Annotated in this window: 14 protein-coding genes; 8 read left to right on the forward strand and 6 right to left on the reverse strand. The window is 44.8% G+C overall.

All coding sequences use genetic code 11. The annotated features are described in order from the left end of the window. The first annotated feature begins 76 nt into the window (after nucleotides 1–76). The 3 genes from MKX41_RS01600 (at nucleotide 77) to MKX41_RS01610 (ending at nucleotide 4,854) form a co-directional block, all read left to right on the forward strand. A complete protein-coding gene (locus MKX41_RS01600; protein ID WP_339801965.1) occupies nucleotides 77–2,131 on the forward strand; it encodes a methyl-accepting chemotaxis protein in 2,055 nt (684 codons plus the stop codon). A 166-nt stretch (nucleotides 2,132–2,297) separates the two neighbouring features. Beyond that, on the forward strand, nucleotides 2,298–3,230 hold the full coding sequence (locus tag MKX41_RS01605; RefSeq protein WP_340968337.1) for an AraC family transcriptional regulator: 933 nt from the start codon (nucleotides 2,298–2,300) through the stop codon (nucleotides 3,228–3,230). A 118-nt stretch (nucleotides 3,231–3,348) separates the two neighbouring features. After that, on the forward strand, nucleotides 3,349–4,854 hold the full coding sequence (locus tag MKX41_RS01610) for an alpha-glucosidase/alpha-galactosidase (RefSeq protein ID WP_340968338.1): 1,506 nt from the start codon (nucleotides 3,349–3,351) through the stop codon (nucleotides 4,852–4,854). Nucleotides 4,855–5,067: 213 nt separating this feature from the next. Here the strand turns inward: MKX41_RS01610 and yhbH are convergent, their stop codons facing one another. The 4 genes from yhbH to MKX41_RS01630 all read right to left on the reverse strand — a co-directional run bounded on the left by yhbH (nucleotide 5,068) and on the right by MKX41_RS01630 (nucleotide 15,503). Then, on the reverse strand, nucleotides 5,068–6,231 hold the full coding sequence (yhbH, locus tag MKX41_RS01615) for a sporulation protein YhbH (protein WP_042193520.1): 1,164 nt from the start codon (nucleotides 6,229–6,231) through the stop codon (nucleotides 5,068–5,070). 86 nt (nucleotides 6,232–6,317) lie between these two features. Further along, nucleotides 6,318–8,003: a hypothetical protein gene (locus MKX41_RS01620; protein ID WP_340968339.1), complete on the reverse strand. Its 1,686-nt coding sequence runs from the start codon at nucleotides 8,001–8,003 to the stop codon at nucleotides 6,318–6,320. Then, nucleotides 8,000–14,737, reverse strand: coding sequence for a DUF7507 domain-containing protein (locus MKX41_RS01625; RefSeq protein ID WP_340968341.1), 6,738 nt, complete (start codon nucleotides 14,735–14,737; stop codon nucleotides 8,000–8,002). Before MKX41_RS01625 ends, MKX41_RS01620 begins: the two co-directional genes overlap by 4 nt. Nucleotides 14,738–14,858: 121 nt before the next feature. Continuing rightward, nucleotides 14,859–15,503, reverse strand: coding sequence for a methyltransferase domain-containing protein (locus MKX41_RS01630; protein ID WP_340968342.1), 645 nt, complete (start codon nucleotides 15,501–15,503; stop codon nucleotides 14,859–14,861). 204 nt (nucleotides 15,504–15,707) lie between these two features. On the opposite strand from MKX41_RS01630, the gene MKX41_RS01635 reads away from it, so the two are divergent. Further along, a complete protein-coding gene (locus MKX41_RS01635; protein WP_076284187.1) occupies nucleotides 15,708–16,175 on the forward strand; it encodes a hypothetical protein in 468 nt (155 codons plus the stop codon). 87 nt (nucleotides 16,176–16,262) lie between these two features. On the opposite strand, the gene MKX41_RS01640 is transcribed toward MKX41_RS01635, so the two are convergent. Continuing rightward, nucleotides 16,263–16,724, reverse strand: coding sequence for a hypothetical protein (locus MKX41_RS01640; RefSeq protein WP_052404212.1), 462 nt, complete (start codon nucleotides 16,722–16,724; stop codon nucleotides 16,263–16,265). A 169-nt stretch (nucleotides 16,725–16,893) separates the two neighbouring features. Here MKX41_RS01640 and MKX41_RS01645 point away from each other — a divergent pair, with 169 nt between their 5' ends. Beyond that, the gene (locus tag MKX41_RS01645) at nucleotides 16,894–17,280 is read left to right on the forward strand and encodes a DUF423 domain-containing protein (RefSeq protein ID WP_076284185.1); all 387 of its coding nucleotides are present in this window, start codon (nucleotides 16,894–16,896) and stop codon (nucleotides 17,278–17,280) included. A gap of 79 nt (nucleotides 17,281–17,359) precedes the next feature. Here the strand turns inward: MKX41_RS01645 and MKX41_RS01650 are convergent, their stop codons facing one another. Further along, nucleotides 17,360–17,887 carry a hypothetical protein gene (locus MKX41_RS01650; protein WP_042186347.1) on the reverse strand — a complete coding sequence of 176 codons (528 nt, stop codon included), beginning with the start codon at nucleotides 17,885–17,887 and terminating at the stop codon, nucleotides 17,360–17,362. 215 nt (nucleotides 17,888–18,102) lie between these two features. Here MKX41_RS01650 and MKX41_RS01655 point away from each other — a divergent pair, with 215 nt between their 5' ends. The 3 genes from MKX41_RS01655 (at nucleotide 18,103) to sufC (ending at nucleotide 20,178) form a co-directional block, all read left to right on the forward strand. After that, nucleotides 18,103–18,405, forward strand: a complete 303-nt coding sequence (locus tag MKX41_RS01655; RefSeq protein ID WP_042186349.1) for a YunC family protein — start codon at nucleotides 18,103–18,105, stop codon at nucleotides 18,403–18,405. Between the two features lie 243 nt (nucleotides 18,406–18,648). Further along, nucleotides 18,649–19,110 (forward strand): Dps family protein, encoded by a 462-nt coding sequence (locus tag MKX41_RS01660; RefSeq protein ID WP_042125852.1) that lies wholly within the window; start codon nucleotides 18,649–18,651, stop codon nucleotides 19,108–19,110. A gap of 285 nt (nucleotides 19,111–19,395) precedes the next feature. Further along, complete coding sequence (gene sufC, locus MKX41_RS01665; protein WP_042186351.1) at nucleotides 19,396–20,178, forward strand: Fe-S cluster assembly ATPase SufC; 783 nt, start codon at nucleotides 19,396–19,398, stop codon at nucleotides 20,176–20,178. Nucleotides 20,179–20,187: the final 9 nt, after the last annotated feature.

Raw genomic sequence — 20,187 nt, forward strand, 5'->3', positions numbered from 1 at the left:
TAAAGAATGAACTGGGTACAGCCTTTGTACAGAAATGGAAGGCTGTACCCTTTTTCCATCATAGGGAGTGAACTTAATGAAAAAGCTATGGACCCTACAGTTTAGATCAGTTGGGATAAAATTGTTCGTTATTCTTTTCAGCTCCATAGTGCTCTTATCCTCTGTTCTAGGATTGACTTCATATTTTGCTGCCAAAGATATCATTACAGATGAGGTTGCCGCGGCCTCCTCACAGTCTATAGTTCAAGCAGCGGACAAGCTGGATTTTGTTCTAACAGAATACGAAGCGCTCTCAAGGCAGTTTGCCCTCGACTCCACATTAAAAGGTGATTTGGAAAACATAAAAAGTGGAGAACTTACAACGGTAGCCAAAGTTTCCGCAGAAGATCGGATTCGTAGAAAGCTAGACTTAGTTAAAGGATCAGATGAGCGGATGTATGGCGTCAGACTGGTATCTAAGAGCTTGGAAGAAACAGAATCGTATAAATCTACAGGAATTAGTGGCCTTCGTAGTGATGAAGGTATTGCTGAAAGACTGAAACAAATTGCAGATGCTAAAGGGGAGCCAGTGTGGTTTCCGGTTCGTGAGAAGGGCTTCTTTGATTCTTATACTGAACCTACTTTAACTATGGGGAGATTGCTGCGCAATCTTGTACATCCTGAAGCGGAGTATTACATGCTGATCGAAGTTAAAGGCAAGGCAATGACCGAAATGTTGTCTAATCTTCAGATTGGAATTACAGGTGAGATTCGAATTTTGAGCTCAGAAGGTAACATAGTTTATGGTGCGGATCATGCTAAACTGGGTCAACCCTCTTACATAAAAGTATCAGAAGGGCAAGATGTAGAAAAGAAACATTCATTTACAGCAGCCGATGAGAACGGAAGTCCGCAGCTTGTCGTGTATCAGCCTTTAAAGACTGCAAAGTGGACGCTCATGGGATATGCACCCGTTAGTGATTTTACGAAGTCGGCAGATAAGCTTCTTTATATCACGTTCTCTGTGGTGCTGGCAGCTGCCGTGATAGCTCTGCTAATTGGTTATGTTCTTGTTCGTTTGGTTGGGCGTCCACTAGGTAAACTGGCGACCTTAATGGAAGAAGGTGAGCGAGGAAACCTTCGTGTACGAACGAATTTTAAGGGTAAGGATGAGATTGGTCGGCTCGGGCATAGCTTTAACAAAATGATGGAGCAAATTTCTCTGCTTGCAAGCCAGAGTGAAATGTCAGCGGATGAAGTGCTTGGTACTTCAGAGCAATTAGTCAAAGCGTCAGGTACAACATCACTTCATGCCAGAGAGGTTGCATCTGCTACGGGTGAAATTGCACTTGGAGCAGCAAGCCTTGCTGTCGAAGCAGAAAAAAGCCATGCTAATGTCGAAATCATTGGCAGTAAGATGAGTGAAGTAACTGAACTAAATACAGTAATGGACGCTTCGGCGGAACGAGTTATTGAGGTTAGTGATCAGGGGACAGAGCTGATGAAGCTGCTGGTAGAGCAGAGTGAATCTACGGTGGAGATGTTCAATCGAATACAAGAGAACTCCAATAAGCTAAGAGAGAGTACTCATTTAATTCGTAGTATTCTTAGTCCTATGATTGCCGTAAATAAGCAGACCAATATTTTGGCGCTAAATGCCACTATAGAGGCGGTAAGAGCCGGTGCAGCAGGCAGAGGTTTTATAGTGATTGCTGATGAAATCAGACAGCTCGCTAACCAATCGAATGAGTCGATCCAATCGGTCTCCAAGATTACGGAAGAGATTGGTCTACACATTGAGAACACGGTTAAAGATATCAATGAGACCGCTCCAAAGTTCCGTGAGCAGATTTCTTCCGTGCGTGAGTCGTCAACGATTTTTGCGAGTGTCAAAGAGGAAATGGAACACTTCATGGGACATCTTAGTGAATCCTCTGCTTCTATTCATGAACTGATAGAGTTTCAGCGTCAATTAGGTGAATCCATGGCGAGTGTCAGTTCCATTGTACAGCAGACGACGGCTTCGACGCAGGAGGTAGCTTCTATGTCTTCACAGCAATTTACTGTAAGTGAGGAGCTAGTTTCCTTATCCCAAAAGCTGGAGAGCTTAGCAGCAGATCTTAAGCAATCTATGGTTTCTTTTCAAGTATGAGAATTAAATCTTATTAGTAAAAACAATAAAACGAGCAACTCTCCTGTGTAATGGAGTTTTGCTCGTTTTTTTCTAACTTAATGACTTCAAGTAGCTCTTCTTGTCTTAGAAGTAGTTTGAGAGATACACTTGGGTTAACATTTTAATAGAAGAAAGGAGTGATCGATTGACGGATTTTCCTCTAAATCTTAGTGGGAGTCTTTTTCAGCAGGCATTAATTGAAAGAGATTATAGTCCTCATTTTTTTGCTTACTATTATAAACAGTGGAACAACTACAGTATGTCTTACCATCAGCATAATTCAACCGAAATCATGTATTTGATCTCAGGAAGCTGTGTTGTGGATGTCCGTTCAAAAACATGTGAAGAAGAGAGATTTAGGTTAAAGCGGGGAGAACTGATCATCCTCGATGCAAATGTACCGCACAGACTGATTGTCGAGGATGGGACGCCTTGCCGAATGCTGAATGTGGAGTTTGGATTTATGGAATATACAGGGGTTGCTCCATCTATCGGCAAGCTCGCTCGGAAAGAAGCGGCACTTGCTGAATGGTTACAGATGCCCTTTTCCAGTCTAGTCATGCCTGATCCGGAGGAAATTTATCATGTTCTAAAAGGACTTGTACTAGAGCTTGATCAAAGTGGCGGGAAAGGCGGAAGTATGGTCGACTTATTGTTCTGTGAGCTTCTGCTTCGAGTATCAAGCTTGCGACAGGATCAGCTTCATGCCAGTCAACAGCCTTCGCAGCTCTATGTGCGGCGCAGTATCGAATTCCTGCATCAGAATTACGACCAGAGTATTCAGGTTAAGGATATCGCTGCCGCGGTCAATCTGCATCCCGGATATCTGCATCGTATTTTTAAGTCACATACAGGTAGGACACTCAGTGATTATTTGAATATGCTACGAATGGAGAAAGCAAAGATGCTGCTGGGACAGAGTGATATTCCAATTGCTGAAATTGCCGATTATGTAGGGATTAGTAGCAGACAATATTTTCATCTCCTCTTCAAAAAATATACTGACAACACGCCCATAGAATATCGTAATTCCATTGAGCGTCATGCTTGGAGTTATGAAGAGATGGATGTTCAATAGATAAGTTAGGATTTTTGACACCTTTCTTCAAAAGAGGTCATGATATTGGTTACGCTTTCTCTAGCGCCCTTGCTACAATGGACAGGAACAATCAATTCATTACCGGAGGCTGATAAGGATGTCATTTAAAGTGTCTTTTATAGGGGCAGGCAGCATTGGATTTACGCGTGGATTGTTGCGGGACTTACTAACCGTGCCGGAATTTAATAATATTGAAGTCTCATTTATGGATATTAATAGCCACAACTTGGAGATGGTTACCGAGCTGTGCCAACGTGATATTAAAGAGAATGGATTAAATATTCAAATCCAGGCAACGACGGATCGAAGAGAAGCCCTGAAGGATGCGAAGTATGTATTTTGTACTATTCGTATGGGTGGACTGGAAGCATTTGCTACAGATGTGGATATTCCATTGAAATACGGAGTCGATCAGTGCGTAGGGGATACCCTTTGTGCAGGAGGCATCATGTATGGTCAGCGCGGGATTGCGGAAATGCTGAATATTTGCAGTGATATTAGGGAAATGGCTGCGCCGGATGTACTCCTACTTAACTATTCGAATCCTATGGCTATGCTGACTTGGGCTTGCAACAAATACGGTGGTGTACGGACGATTGGTCTGTGTCATGGGGTGCAGCATGGGCATGGGCAAATTGCAGATGTGTATGGGCTGAAAAAGTCGGAAGTCGATATTATTTGTGCGGGTATCAATCACCAGACTTGGTATATTTCGGCGAGTCATAAGGGTAAAGATTTGACCGAAGATCTTTTAGAAGCTTTTGAGAGTCATCCAGAATTCAGCCGCACAGAAAAAGTTCGGATCGACATGCTGCGCCGCTTTGGATATTATAGTACAGAATCCAATGGTCACCTAAGTGAATATGTGCCATGGTATCGTAAACGCAGCGATGAAATTATGGATTGGATCGACCTGGGAAGCTGGATTAACGGTGAGACGGGTGGATATCTACGTGTCTGCACCGAAGGGCGGAATTGGTTCGAAACGGATTTTCCGAATTGGATGAAGGACTCGGCACTGGAGTATACAGTGGAGAATCGCGGAGAAGAACATGGTTCATTTATTATTGAAGGCTTGGAAACGGGCAGAGTGTATAGAGGTCACTTTAATACTGTGAACAATGGCGTGATCTCTAATTTGCCAGATGATGCGATTATCGAAGCACCAGGGTATGTGGATCGGAATGGTATATCGATGCCGCTTGTAGGTGAATTGCCTTTAGGAGCAGCCGCAGTGTGCAACGTTAGTATCTCAGTGCAACGTCTAGCTGTTGAAGCTGCTGTGCACGGCGATGACAAGCTGCTACGTCAAGCATTTATGATGGATCCGTTGGTAGGCGCCGTATGTAACCCGAAAGAAATCTGGCAGATGGTCGATGAGATGCTCGTAGCTGGGGAGCAGTGGCTGCCACAATACAGCGGGGCCATTGCAAAAGCGAAGGAACGCTTAGCTTCAGGAGATCTTATTCCAACGAATGCCAGCAATGAAGGCGCAGCCCGCCTGAAGGTAAAGACGGTGGACGAGATGATGGAGGACCGGGAAGCAGCGAATAGAAATGCCGGTGAATCTGATAAAGGCAAGGATAGAGAGAAGGTTCAATAGGTTGTAGAGTTTACAACTCATTTGGAATATGACTCTTGCCATCTATTTTCTGAGTGGTAATAAAAGTATTATTGTGGAACGGTTTAGGACAGTTGAATAGATTTCCGTTATGAAAAAAAACCTCCCCTCCCAAGCTCTGGAATGGAGGTTTTTTTATATGGGTAGGACAATAAAACAGGTAGTCTAGCTGTGGGCTATAATTAAACGTAGGAATTATGAATTAACAGTGCCCTTTTGACTGAAGAAGGTCTTTAGCGCCTGGTACACTTCTTTTTTGTCTTTAATGACATAATGCATGAATTGCTCGTGCTTCAGATGACGATAAGCGGACATTAGTGTGCTGCTGCGGTTGTACTGATTCACTTCCCCGTAACCAAACATATTGCTTCGTTTTAGCAGTTCTCCAATTAGCTTCACACAACGTTCGTTGTCGGAGGTGAGGTTATCGCCATCAGAGAAGTGAAACGGATAAATGTTGTACTGCGCTGGTGGGTATCGGCTGTCGATAATCTCAATCGCTTTTTGATAGGCTGAGGAACAGATGGTTCCTCCACTCTCTCCGCGGGTGAAGAAATCATGCTCGCTGACCTCTTTAGCCTCCGTGTGGTGGGCGAGAAAGACAATCTCCACCTTCTCATACTGGCGGCGTAGAAAGCGGGTCATCCAGAAGAAGAAGCTGCGAGCGCAGTATTTTTCAAAAGAACCCATCGAACCTGACGTATCCATCATCGCAATAATGACCGCATTGGAGTGAGGCGTTCGAATGTCATCCCATGTTTTGTAGCGCAGATCATCAGGACTTATGCTGTGAATGCCGGGATTACCTCTGCTTGCATTACGCCGAAGGTTCTCCAGCAGGGTACGTTTCTTATCGATGTTGGACATCATGCCTTTTTTACGAATATCGTTGAAGATGATGGATTTAACCTCGATCTCTTCCTTATTCTTTGGCTTCAGATGTGGCAATTCCATATCCTGAAACAAGATGTCCTCCAGATCCTCCAGATTGACCTCTGCTTCCACGGTGTCCTGACCGGGTTGATCGCCTGCTTTTTCCCCTTTGCCGGGCTGTGCCGACTGTGAATCCCGCCCAAGTACATCACCGACCTGACTTTCCCCGTCGCCCTGTCCTACATGCTTTTGCTTACGAAAGTTATAGATAATTCGATATTCATCCAGACTGCGAATCGGAACCTTTACAATCTGCTTACCGCCTGACAAAATAATATTTTCTTCGGTCACGAGATCCGGCAAATTATCCTTGATAGCTTCTCTGACCTTTTGCTGATGACGTTCCTGATCCTGATGGCCTTTGCGATGAAGGGACCAGTCTTCTTTTGAGACTACAAAGGAAAAGGGACCAGATGATTGCGACAGGATGACCACCTCCCATGGAATATAAATATTTATGTTTTGGGGTTGTAACTAAAGTATATTCATGGGGATGGGGGATATGTGATTTCTTATTCACTGATCTCTTCCACAGTCAATATATAACTGTTCGACTGGCTCTCGCCAGTGTATTCACGTCCATCCAGATTGAAGAAGTATGGAGCGGTTACTAAGCCCTTAAGGAAACGACCCAGTACATGTTCACTAACCCTCACAAAATAATGGATGTTTACAGTGGCAGCAGCTTTGACTGTCCCTAGCGACAAAATACCGTTAAATGAAGATTGTGGATTTGGAATCCCATCAATGACAATGCTGCTAGGATCAATAAGACATTCCTCCGGTGTGAGCCGATCAAGGGATACTTCTGCTGGCCAATTCCCACTATTCGTTAGGGAGATCCAGCATTGGACATGTTCTCCTTCTTCTACAAGGGTAGGCTTTGCATGAGTTTCGAGAGAAATGATAGGCAGGACTATTAAGGTAGTAACGATATTGGAACGAGAGGTTTGTCTTACTGTCCGTCCGTCCGGGAGCACAAAAGTATACTGAACACTGCCATGATTTTGGACAGCTGCGTGGGCATGAATGTTTATAGCTGCAGGAATGCTCACTTGAAAGACCACGACCGCTGAAGTTCCGCCTCTTAATGTGCCTAGCTGAATGCCATCAGCAGGACGGGCGCCTTTTTGCATCACTCCGTTTAAGAGAACACTATCCCATACGAAAAGAGTGCCCGAAGGGATAGCATCGGTCAGAACCGCATTTACGGCCAAGTTTCCGCTGTTGGTTACCGTTAGTTCATATCTTAGGTTGTCACCTGGAGCTGCTGTAACATGATCTACTCTCTTGCTGATGGTGACACCTGCCAAAACAAGTGAGATAACGACGCTGTTACTCTCGGTTGTATTGGGATCGTCGTCGACGGTATAAGTGACAGCTGCACGGTTAGTCAGGTCCAAGGATGAGGGGATCTCTGTAACTCGAACGCGAAAGGTAATATCAATGCTTAGGTCTTTATCAAGTTGACCAATTAATATTCCTTGCGTAGGCTCTGATTCTGGATAATAGACGCCACCTGCAATGACACTCCCTGGAATGAACACAGATCCGTTAGGAATAGAAATCGTTGCGATGATTTGGTTTAATAGGCTGTTACCTTCGTTCGTAAGCCGTAATGTATAGGTAATTACATCACCTATAAAAGAGGTCGGAGTGCTTGCAGACAACAAGGTAGAGAGCTGGTAGGAGCGTAAAGAAACTAGTACGGAATTAGAATATAAATCTCCATTAACGATTCTTCCCTCGGGTGTGGCAAAAGAAAAACGGCACAGTGCTTTATTTTGCAGCACTAGTGAAGAGGGAAGTGAAATGATAACCACTTGAAAGGCGATGGTCACTTGACTCTGCGGAGCAATAGAACCTAGCGGTATGCCCGAAGACGGTGTAGCCCCTGGGAGAGGCACACCGTCTCTAAGCACGCTGTTGGAAATAAAGGATACACCCTCTGGAAGAATGTCATACACCGTTAGCAAAGCATCTGTGTTTCCATTATTAGAAGCTTTAATGGTATACACCAGAGTGTCACCTAAAGAGGCATGGAGTTTGTCTGTACTCTTCAGCAATGAAAGCACGGGGCCCACGACCGGGGTGTTAACGGTATTGGAATAGACAATGCCGTCAACACCCGCTGCCGAGTTGAAGAGTACCATAGATTGATTGGTTACGACAGGTTGGGTACGTGAGCCGGGAATCATAACGCTACTACCTGAACCTGGAAGGTGATGGTTGAGGAAGCGCCAGCAGCAATCGTTCCGATGGCAATGCCGGAAGCCGGGCTGCCATTAGGTCGTGGGGTTCCGTCTACAGTGATGCTGCCTGTTACAAACTGGCTGCCTGCTGGAATAGGGTCAACCATGATGACGTTATTGACTGGTGAAATCCCTAAGTTGGTAACAACAATCGTATAGGTGATGATATCGCCGACAACGGCATCAATAGAAGTAGTGCTCTTAACGACACTTACATCCGGAGAAGAGACAGGGATAATTAGGACATTTGAAAGTGAAGTTCCGGTGAGCAGACGGCCATCTGGTGGTGTGAATGAGAAAGTTGCTGAAGCCTGATTGACTAACTGCTGCGGCGACGGGAGGGAGGCTACTGTAACCTGCAGGGTTATGGTCACTGTTACCGTGCTTCCCGGCGCAACTGCTCCAATATTTAATCCAGTAGACGGGTCGGAGCCTGGTTGTGGCACACCATTAACGAGCACGCTGTTTGGAACGAAAATAGCTCCGCTAGGAATCGTGTCAGTTATGACTACATTTGCTATGAGGTTACCAGTATTAGTCACATTTAAGGAGTAAGTAATCGTATCTCCGACAGTTGCGGCGGTTCTGTCTGCCCCTTTGACTACAACGATGATAGGCTGATACACCGGAATAACAAGTGTATTAGAGAATGAGGATCCCGAGAATGCTCCAGATGTGAAGCTGACGGAAGCTTGATCGGTGAGCGTGGCAGGATTAGGCAGTACATTGACGATAGTGTTGAACGAAATATTGACCGAAACGCCCGGTGCAATTGTGCCGAGCGAGATGCCATTCGCTGGATTGGCATTAGGACGTGGAGTGCCATCAACGATCACACTGCCAGCAACAAACGAAGAACCTGCTGGTATTGGATCACTGATGTTTACGTTGCTGATATTGGCGATTCCGCTATTGGTAACTGTAAGGTTGTAGGTAATTGTATCGCCAACAACGGCATCTGTTGCTGGTGATGACTTAGTTACGATCACATTCGGTGAGGATACCGAAATCGTTGTCGAATTGGAATTGATCGAACTGTTAAACGTCCGCCCATCAGGCAAGGTGTAAGCAAATGCTACCGATGCTTGGTTAATTAGTTGCTGGCTTGCTGGCAGTGTTGAAATGAGTACTGAGAACATAACAGATAGTGTTGCACCTGCGGATATAACACCGAGTGGAATGCCAGCCGCTGGATCTGCTCCCGGAGCTGGGGCACCTTGAATGAGCACACTGTTTGGCACAAATGTTGTTCCAGATGGGATAGTATCACTCAGAGTAGCCAAAGCCCCGTAATTCCCTGAATTGGTTACATTAATCGTGTAGGTAATCGTATCTCCGACGGTCGCTTGAATTGAATTCGAGCTTTTTGCTGCGGCTAGAATCGGTAAGTAAATAGGCGTTGATACAATATTAGAGAAGGCAACATTCGAGAGAACTCCAGAGGTGAAGCTCACCGTTGACTGGTTATTTAGGAGGCCTGAAGGTGGCAATGAGACTGTATTCACTGTGAATGCCACAGTTACAGTTACACCTGGTGCAATACTGCCCAAGGTTACCCCGGTGGAAGGGCTACCCCCTGGACGAGGCACACCATCTACTAATACACTGCCAGATACAAATGTGGTACCCGCAGGAAGTGCGTCTGTGAAGACTGCGTTATTTACCGTTTCGATTCCGTTATTGGTAATTGTAACTGAATAGGTGATCGTGTCTCCAACTGTAGTTGATGTGGTAGGCGTAGATTTTACTACAGCCAGATTTGGTGAAGAGACAGGGATAGTAATTGTATTGGATAGGACGGAACCGCCAAGTGTGCGGCCGTCAGGCAAAGTGAAGCTATACGCTACGGTACCCTGATTGACCAACTGCTGAGGATTGGGCAGTGAGGTGATATCAACAGTGAATATTACTGCAGTAGTAGCACCGGGTGCAATAACTCCAGCTGGAATCCCCGTAGATGGATCTGCTTGCGCTAAGGGCAGTCCATTAATGAGCACACTATTCGGAACGAAGGTGGTACCCGCAGGAATATTGTCCGTAATGATTAAGCTTGCCGGATAGTTTCCTGTGTTACTCACGGTCAGGGTATAGCTGACAGCGTCACCTGTTGTAGCGTTATTCGTACTTGCTGTTTTGACGACCGAGATGTTCGGCTGGTAAACAGGGATGGTAACGGTATTGGAGAAAGTCGAACCGGAAAAAACGCCTGATGTAAAGGTTACGGATGCCTTATTGATAAGTGTAGCAGTAGGAGGAACAGAGGTCACGGTAACACTGTAAGCAACCAGAGCTGAAGCTCCAGGAGCTAAGGTACCAATTGATATCCCCGAAGAAGGATTCAGGTTGGGGAAAGGTACTCCGTTCACGGATACGCTACCCGTTACAAAAGCAGCACCTGCTGGTGTTGGATCATTAAGGATTATGCTATTGACAGCTTCTATACCGTTATTTGAAATATTTACGTTATAAGTGACCGTATCTCCGATCGCTACGGAAGTTGAGGTGGAGCTTTTGACTACCACGATATTAGGAGCTGAGACCTGTAGTGTGACGGTATTAGATACAGCAGTTCCGCTTAAGGGTCTACCGTCAGGCGGAGTAAAGGTGAAGCTTGCAGAAGCCTGATTGCTGATTTGTTGTGGTGATGGCAAGGAAACGATATTAACAGAGAAGCTAACAGGGACACTGGTACCCGGCGCGACATTTCCTACAGCTATGCCGGTATTGGGTGCTGCACCTGGTTGCGGCATGCCTCCTACAATAACACTGTTAGGATTGAAGACAGTTCCAGTAGGAATGTTGTCGGTTAAGGTTACATTTGCAGCAAGATTACCTGCATTACTTACAACCACTGTGTAGATGACGGTATCACCTACAACAAGAGCATCGGCATCACCATCTCCATCGACGGCACTTTTTAATAAGGAGATCTGTGGCTGAATGACTGGTGTGCTAGTAATGTTGGATGAAGAAGAACCGGAGAATACACCGGATGTAAAACTGACGGATGACTGATTATTAATTTGTGATGGTATCGGCATCGTTATCCTCACCTCGAATGTTACGGTAGCTGTGGCGCCTGGACCCAGACTACCGATTGGAATGCCGGCGGACGGAACTGCTAGCGGCTGAGTAATGCCGCCTACAATTACGGTTCCGGGAATAAAAGCTACATTCTCAGGCAGAGGATCGCTGAGAATGATGTTGCTTACAGTAGCTATGCTGTTGTTCGTCAATACTGAGGTGAATGTAAGGATATCGCCCGTAACGGCAGTAGCTGCATTCACACTTTTTACGACACTGACGTTAGGTGCGGATACAGGGACAGAGAGCGTATTTGATACTACATTTCCTCCGAGTTGACGCCCGTCCGGGAGGGTGAAGCTATATGTTGCCGAAGCGGAGTTCAGTAACATCTGTGAAGGAGGTAACGCTGTTATCGTGACCAGAAAGCTTACAGATACGCTGTCACCTGGTGCCAATGGGCCTACAGGGATTCCGGTTACTGGATTATATCCGGGTAAAGGTGTTCCCCCGATGATTACACTGTTCGCGTTAAATAAAGCTTGGGGTGGAAGATTATCAGTTAATAGTAGAGTGGTTGCAATATTCCCGGTATTGCTGATAAGAATCGAGAAAGACAAAGATCCTCCTACGGATGCCTGAGCGGTATTCGCGCTTTTGACCATACTAATAATAGGTTGATACACAGGGGTTACTACCGTGTTCGAAAGTGAAGAACCAGTGAAGGCACCGGATGAGAAAGACGCACTAGCTCTGTTTGTAAATTGTGATGGATTTGGTAAAGAAGAAACATTCACTCTAAAAGAGACAGTAATAGAGCTGCCAGCCGCAATACTACCGATAGATATTCCTGTACCTGGATTTGCGGCTGGTACCGATGAACCGCCAACAATAACGCTGCCTGCTACAAAAGTGCCTCCCGTAGGAATGGGGTCAGAGACGACAACGTTATTCACAGCTACGCTGCTTGTGTTGGACACTTGGACTGTGTAAGTCAGATTCTCGCCGACTGTGACATCAGCAAGGCTTGCGGATTTGGTTAGCGTAATATTTGGAGCGGAGACTGGGATGCTAACGGTGTTTGATTGGCTAGTTCCGGATAAGGATCTACCGCTTGGTAGTTGGTAGGTGTAGCTGCTGCTGCCTTGATTGTTCAGAACAGGTGGTGAAGGCAAAGATTGCACAGAGACAAGAAAGGTTACAGGAACACTAGCCCCTGAAGCTACAGTTCCTAAGTTAATTCCTGTAAGTGGAGAGTCTGTTGGTCTAGCAACTCCATTAACTGTGACACTCCCCGAGACAAAGGAACTCCCTGAAGGAATATTGTCACTGAGGACTACAGATGCCCCGATATTTCCAGAATTCTGAACATTCAACGTGTAGAGAATATTGCCCCCTACAGTGGCACTGGAAACGTTCGAACTTTTGACAATCTGGATTACAGGTTGATATACAGGAGTTGTAGTCGTGTTGGAAAGTGAAATGCCAGTAAAGGCTCCTGAGCTGAAGGATGTAGAGGATCTGTTTAATAGTTGAGCGGGAGTTGGCAATGAGATCACGTTGACCTGAAAGGTGACCGCAACGGAAACTCCAGGCGTGATGGTTCCAATAGAAATTCCTGTACCGGGATTAGCAGATGGCTGTGCCGTTCCACCTACCGTAACACTACCTGAGACTAGTGAAGTCCCAGCAGGGATAATGTCTGAAAGCGATACGTTGGTAACTGCTGCAATTCCATTATTGCTGATAACGGAGGTGTAGAGCAGTGTATCTCCTACAGCGACGTCAGCAAATCCAGCGCTTTTGAGCACTGTTACGTTGGGAGTTGTAACTGGAATAGACAATGAATTAGATGAGGCTGATCCAGCTACGGTTCGCCCATCTGGAACTTGAAAGGTGTAAGTGGTGCTCGCTTGGTCGACCAGTTGTGGCGGTGAAGGGAGACTGTTCACCACTACGCGGAATTGAACGGTAGAGCTGCCTCCAGCAGCTATCGTTCCAATAGCAATACCTGTAGCAGGATTTCCAGCGACAGGTGTTCCATTGACGGTAAAGCTACCCGCAATATATGAGCTGCCTGAAGGAATATTGTCGGTAAGGGTTGTTATAGCACCAATATTTCCAGTGTTGGTGATTTGAAGGGAATAGGTGATCTGATCTCCGACCGTCGCATTTGCAGTATTGGCAGTTTTTACAATGTTAAGAATAGGGGAATATACGGGTAAAGTTACCGTATTGGATGGAATAACCCCGGTCATGATAGGGCCTCCTGCTACACTTTGAAACGTAAAAGCAGCATTGGCGGTATTGGCTATATTTTGTGGACTTGGTGGTAATGAAGTGACTTTAGCTTGATATGTAACCGTTATTGAAGAGTTCAAAGCTAATGACCCCAAGGAGATGCCTGCTGTAATATCAAAGGTGGGTCTTACAACACCGGCTACTACTACACTTCCAGTGACAAAGGTTGAGCCTGCTGGCAGAGCATCTGATAAAACGACGCTAGCTGCACTCGCTGTACCAGTGTTACTGACAGTTACAGTATAAGTTACCGTATCCCCGACTATAGGGCCGGACACATTGGCACTTTTAGTAAGGTTTATTTTGGGTGCATTTATATCTACTTGTATGGCATTTCCATTAAGCACATAAGCGTCACCAGAGGTAGTTAATTGTAAAATCGCTGAAGACTGATTATTTGCAAGTCTGGCTGACACGTCAACATTAGTAATGTCCCAGCCTTGTCGGCCACCGATGATGTTGGTTCCTGGATTCCCGTTCGTCTGATTGCGTGTTCCAAATGTTCCAGTTGTATTGAGATTACCTGTATCATTGTTGATTTGTGATGCGAAAAAGTTGTTAGCAAAGTTATTGGGGCCAGATAACGCTACGAGTGTAGCAGCAGTTGGACCAAACAAGGCCTGGTCGCCTGAACGGTTTGCATCTCCCTCCTGTGCGCTGAATAATGCTCTGCCTCCAAGCGCACCTGTTATTGGTGTTGCGAATCCAGTTATCGTAGTTGAAACCGGGGCTGATGTTGCCTGTACTAGTATTGCACCTGCCCGAAGGGACATATTGCGGAATGGGAGGGCTGTATTCTGGTAGATAACACCTAAAGTCCAGCCGGCATGGTTGGCTGTCGAGTCTCCTGGAATTACAATTGTGCCTACAACGCCGCCTGTAGTATAGGTACCGGCACCACCTTGTTGTATAATGCTGGTTACATTGGCGGAACGGACATATGCAGAAGCACCACCTCCCAAATCGACTACGTTACTCGTTGCAGAATCAGGTGTAACGCTAAATGAAGTCCCGGCAGGGGTAATGAAGGTGACTGGGTTGTTTATCGCCGAACTGAGGTTTACGGTTCCATTTATATAGGTGCCACCCCATATCAGCTCTGCATACAGCACTGTGCTACCTGAAGGTAGGACCAGTATGGCTGCTGAACTATTGCTTGTATAAAGACTAGTCGTTCCGTTAGGGTAGGTTCCAAAAATAGACGATGTATTGACAGTGGTAAAGCCACCGATGCTGTCCTGTGTCCCAGGTACTCCGACTGTATCAGAGCGACTAAGTCCAAGTGTGTTGCCCGTAAATGTGATAGCACCGGTCGCATTGATCGTTGCCCGTACGACTAGTGGAATGATTCTCACCTCCTTCGAGGTTAATTTTCTTTTAAAAAAGTGAACCGTCCCATAGTCAGGACGGCACAGTTAATGCCTGTATGTTAGCCTATGATGTAATTCGGGTATAATTGTATGTCCCATCAATAAATTATAGGAAATTTTGTCTATCGTGTGATTTTAGCCTGCGTTTCATAAGAACACGCGGTTCAGCGTAAAGCCCTCTACTCATCAATTCCAGCTCATGAATAGAAATATTTTCTTTGATTACGGTGAAATGGTACATGATTTCATGCACAACATTGGCTTGAAGCGTCTTTAGTATTTCTAGTTCTTCTGTTTCATAAAGAGGATCTTCATAAGGGTATTGATAGAAAAGCTCCATCCGCAGCAATCGATAATCGAACGGCGGCACCGGGATGGGATAGTCAGGAATCGATGGGCATACTGGACCGGACGGGGGCTGGAAAAAGGATCCTGTGAAATACCTCGGAGTATATTCATCAAACTTCTGCTTAAAGGAAGGATTGGACATATGAACAAAACTGTGGGCATACGGGGCCAGTATACAAACAATGGCTTTGTGGGTGCTAATTCTGTGAATTTCCGACATAACCGCGGATAAATCGTCGATATAAGGTAATACACGACTAGCCATTACAAACTCGGCGGTATTGTCCGGCAAAGGGATGCCTTGGCTAATGTCACAGACAATATCTACGTTGGGACCCGCGATGCGATCGATCCCGAGATAACCTGCTTCTTTACTGGATCCGCAGCCGATATCGATTCTCAAGGGGACCACTCCTTAGGGATAAATCAGGCTCAACACTATTGTATTAATCTCGCTTAAGCCTGCATCCGGCGGATGCCTATTAAAGATTGGAAGTTACTAAAAATAACGTATTATGAAACCTTAGCAGAGTTGATACGTTTATAGGAGTAGGCTTATAGAAAATGACTTTGCAAACAACCGCTAAACATAAAGGAGGCAGTCAACATGAAAAAACAACGTTCCTTACCCGCTATAGCTGCAATCGCAGCATTAACACTAGCCCTAACCGCTTGCGGTGCTACTAATAATTCAGCACAGCCATCTGCAGAACCAAGTGCAACAGCTTCTCCAGTGCCAACAGAGGAGACCACAAGCACACCCGTACCTACAGAAGGTACAAGTACCACTGCACCAACAGAGAATCCAAGTACTCCCGCACCCAAACCTACTGCAAATCCAGAAGCTAAAATTCTTAAAGGAACAGGCGTTTACGTCGGCCAAATAGATAGTCATTCTGTTGAGATTGAGACCAAAGAAGGTCCTACGGCTTTTGAGATCACAGCAGGTATGGAGAGCGTTATTGAGAAGTTAAATACGGATGATCCTGTAGCTTTTGAATATGTTGAAAAAGCAGTGGAAGGCGATGCTACAGTTAAACAGCGTGTACTTTCGAAGCTGTCACTTGCAAAATAAAGAAACGCTATCATTTATGAATAACAAAAGGGCTGCTCCTGATTGATTTCAGGAACAGTCCTTTTGTCTTGGAATTAGAAGTGAACGTTATAGCGTCCCGGCATTGACTAAGAAAATAGTAATAAGCAGCATAAAGAGTAGGATAATCACACCGTTGATGATAGTGCCTATAACGCCGAAAACCTTACGTCTCTTCCGGATGGAAAGCCCAATAATGCCGATGACAACACCAATTACATTAAGAGCTGAAAGAATAATAACAGTCATTCCAAGAAGCATGATGGACTGCGATGATTCGGCTAATAGATTCGAGTTCTCGTTAACCATGGAAGAAGCCTTCATAATAATGAAAACGAAGAGAGCTGCATAACCCATTATGGTCACGAGGCTGATGATGAAAGAAGCAATACCAGGTCCAGAGTGTTGCAGGTCATGATCTACTTTCTGGTACGAATACGACGAACCAGCACTTGGCTGACTCAGATCAGGTTGGGTATTTCCTACCTCTGCTGTAGGCGCGTCAGATTTTGAGAGAGAATTAAGGTCCATAGGTTGCACTCCTTGAGAGATAAGAATGAAATGTTGTTAATATCCACTTTTTCATATTGATGCTAAAAAAGCAACCCCTGATTGTGGCTAATTCGTAAATGGCTGCTGGAAAAAGCAATCGGTAATCGTTTATGATAGAAGAAGTCTAATATTAAGGAGTTGTAATCGCATGCAACGGAAACTTATGGCCTGGGGGGCTGTGCTAGCAATGCTGGCAGTAGGAGTAGGCGCTTTTGGCGCTCATTTATTAAAACCTGTTATTAGCGAAGAATATATGAAGGTATATGAGACGGGTGTACAGTATCATTTGGTACATGCGCTGGGTGTAATTCTGATAGCACTGGCTGTAGGTCAATGGGGAGAAAGTACCCGGTTACGCTGGGCAGGAAGGCTATTAATAGCAGGGACGATTTTGTTCTCTGGTAGCTTATATGTACTGAGCATTTCCGGGATTAAGGTGCTTGGAGCGATAACACCTATTGGTGGTGTATGCTTCATAGCAGGCTGGTTATGTCTGGCTGTGGAAGCATTCTCACGCAGCAAAGAGGCATCCTAAGCAATCAAGTTACAGAAGTTGATAAATAAGCATCCGTTCCATAAAGGGGCGGATGCTTATTTATCTGTAACGTATACGTTTACAGAAATTCGTCGATCTCATTTAAATTAAAGCTGTATACCTGTTTCTCATCCACGTGATAGACACTAATAGAGTTGGCTGCTTCATCAAAATTTAAAATACGACAGGGCATGGACACTTGTTTTCCGTACCGATTCGCTCGTAAACGTACTAATTGGTTGTTCTGAATATACTGTCGAATTTTCCCGTATGCATCAGCTGGCGTCTCAATAGCTGACTGTTGTGCAGGCAATATTGCCTGTTTATCAATCGGTTTATCGAGCTGCTTTTTAGTGGTCTTTGGTGGCAGCTTAAATGAAGTTGGAGGAGCAGAGCTTTGATTCAAAGCTAGTTTGGCAGAACGAAGCAAGCTGTCAATGGTTCTCCCCAATTCAAGACCGGAGTTAATGTTGAAATCTGTGATTTTGTCATTATTGTTCAACATTTCAAGCAGATATTGCAATGCAAGTGGGTTGGTACGGGCATTAATCAGGATGTCGACATTAAATAAATAGTTGCCGTCTGTGTGTTGTAGTTTCTCGTCCATAGATCCCCCAGCTTTTCGTTTGAACATTTCTTTACAATTATAAGAATGTAAATAAACTATAACATTAAACAAGTAATAATCATATACCTGACACTAGAGAAAATGGGACCAAGGTACTGTGTTTTTTACGAAAAGCCTAGGACTACCAACTGCACATCAGCAGGGGGTGAAGCATACATATACATCGTGGTTGGTGAATAAAGGAGGTGCTGCTATTGGTTACTATGGAGCCCATTACCGTAGGTGAACATACGCTGATCGGGGTAGAAGTTAAGCTTCCGAAAACAACGCTGCTCTCAATCAGCACAAGCCGAGGGTATATTATGTGTGGTGCGCTGGATGTTGGTTTGCTCAATGAGAAGCTCAGTGATCGGCATATTATCGCAGCCCGGGCGGTTGGTGTACGTACGCTGTCACAGCTGTTAGCTGCCCCATTGGAGTCTGTAACCATAGAAGCGGAGCGTCTAGGTATCGTACCCGGCATGACGGGTGCGGATGCATTACTTCTCATGGTCTGACTGAACAATCTTACAAAATCCAAAACACAAGAGGCCAATGGCCTCTTGTGTTTTTTTGCAAGAATCAGAATTTGAACATTATAGAGAGCGTCTTTAGTGTAAATAATTTAAACAGTGATTTTATGGAAGGGTTCTCCTTGTTTCGTCTTACATGCTAAGGGGTAAATTAAGAATAGACAAGTTGCTGCCGGATGAAGGATTAAGTAGCCCGGTAAATATAAAGGATAAGGATGGGATCATCTCATGGCTAAAGCATCTAATAAAGTAAATACAACATCACTGGAACAAATTTTGAATCGTCAGGTTGCTAACTTGAATGTATTGTATGTTAAAATCCATAATTTTCATTGGTACGTAAAAGGAGAACAATTCTTCTCTCTTCACGTGAAATTTGAGGATCTATATAATGAAGTGACGCTTCAAATGGATGAAGTTGCAGAGCGTCTGCTAAGCATCAAAGGAAGTCCCGCTGCAACGATGAAAGAATATCTGGAATTGGCAACGATTCAAGAAGCTACTGGTAAAGAGGACACACGTGGTATGGTCCAGTCTCTGATTGAAGACTTCGCTACTATTTCTGAAGAGTTGACAGAAGGCATTGAGCTTGCTGAGGAAATTAAGGACCAGCCTACCTCTGACATGTTTATTAAAATTCGTGGTGATCTTGAGAAACATCAATGGATGCTGCGTTCCTACCTTAGCTAAACGATAAAGTATATGAAATAAGGCTTCCTGCGGGAGGTCTTATTTTTTGCGTTAGGTGGTTACGGAAAATAGCGAAACATGCGGTGCATTAAAGGATAAATAAAAAGAGATATTTGTAAAAAGACAGGGTTTGTTATAAAATTGTTGAGAATCATTGATAATCATTGTGATTCAATTTATAATAATTATAATGTGATATAAAATCTAATTGTGCTGGGAATCAGGATCATCCTGTTTCAATACAACTTTTGATTTCGCAAATCGATCAATGGAGGGAATAATATTATGGCAGCAGATTTTGTCATTGAGGGACTTAAAGCGACGATTGAGGGAAAAGAGATTTTGAAGGGGATTAACCTTCAAATGAAAGGTGGCGAAATTCACGCCATCATGGGACCAAACGGTACAGGTAAAAGTACCTTGGCGTCAGCTCTTATGGGTCACCCTAAATATGAAGTAACTGAAGGAACAGCAACACTTGAAGGTGAAGATCTTCTGGAGATGGCGGTTGATGAACGCGCACGTGCAGGTCTTTTCCTTGCTATGCAGTACCCAAGTGAAATTTCCGGAGTAACAAACTCCGATTTCTTGCGCTCTGCCATTAATGCCCGTCGTGAAGAGGGAAGCGAAATTTCTTTGATTCGTTTTATCCGTCTTATGGAAGCGAAGATGAAAGAACTGGACATGAATCCTGAGTTCCTACACCGTTACCTGAACGAAGGCTTCTCCGGTGGTGAGAAGAAACGTAACGAAATTCTACAAATGATGATGCTAGATCCAAAAATCGTGATTCTGGACGAAATTGACTCTGGTCTTGATATTGATGCTTTGAAAATTGTTGCCGAAGGCGTAAACTCCATGCGGAGTGAAGATCGCGGTTTCCTGGTTATTACCCACTATCAACGTCTCTTGAACTACATCAAGCCTGATTTTGTACATGTTATGATGCAGGGCAGAATTGTAAAATCCGGTGGTCCTGAGCTTGCACAACGTCTGGAAGCAGAAGGCTACGAATGGATTAAAGAAGAACTTGGAATTGAAGACGAAACAGTAGGGCAAGACGCGTAAGAAACGCCA

Source organism: Paenibacillus sp. FSL R5-0475 (assembly GCF_038004585.1).
GTDB lineage: Bacteria > Bacillota > Bacilli > Paenibacillales > Paenibacillaceae > Paenibacillus_AQ.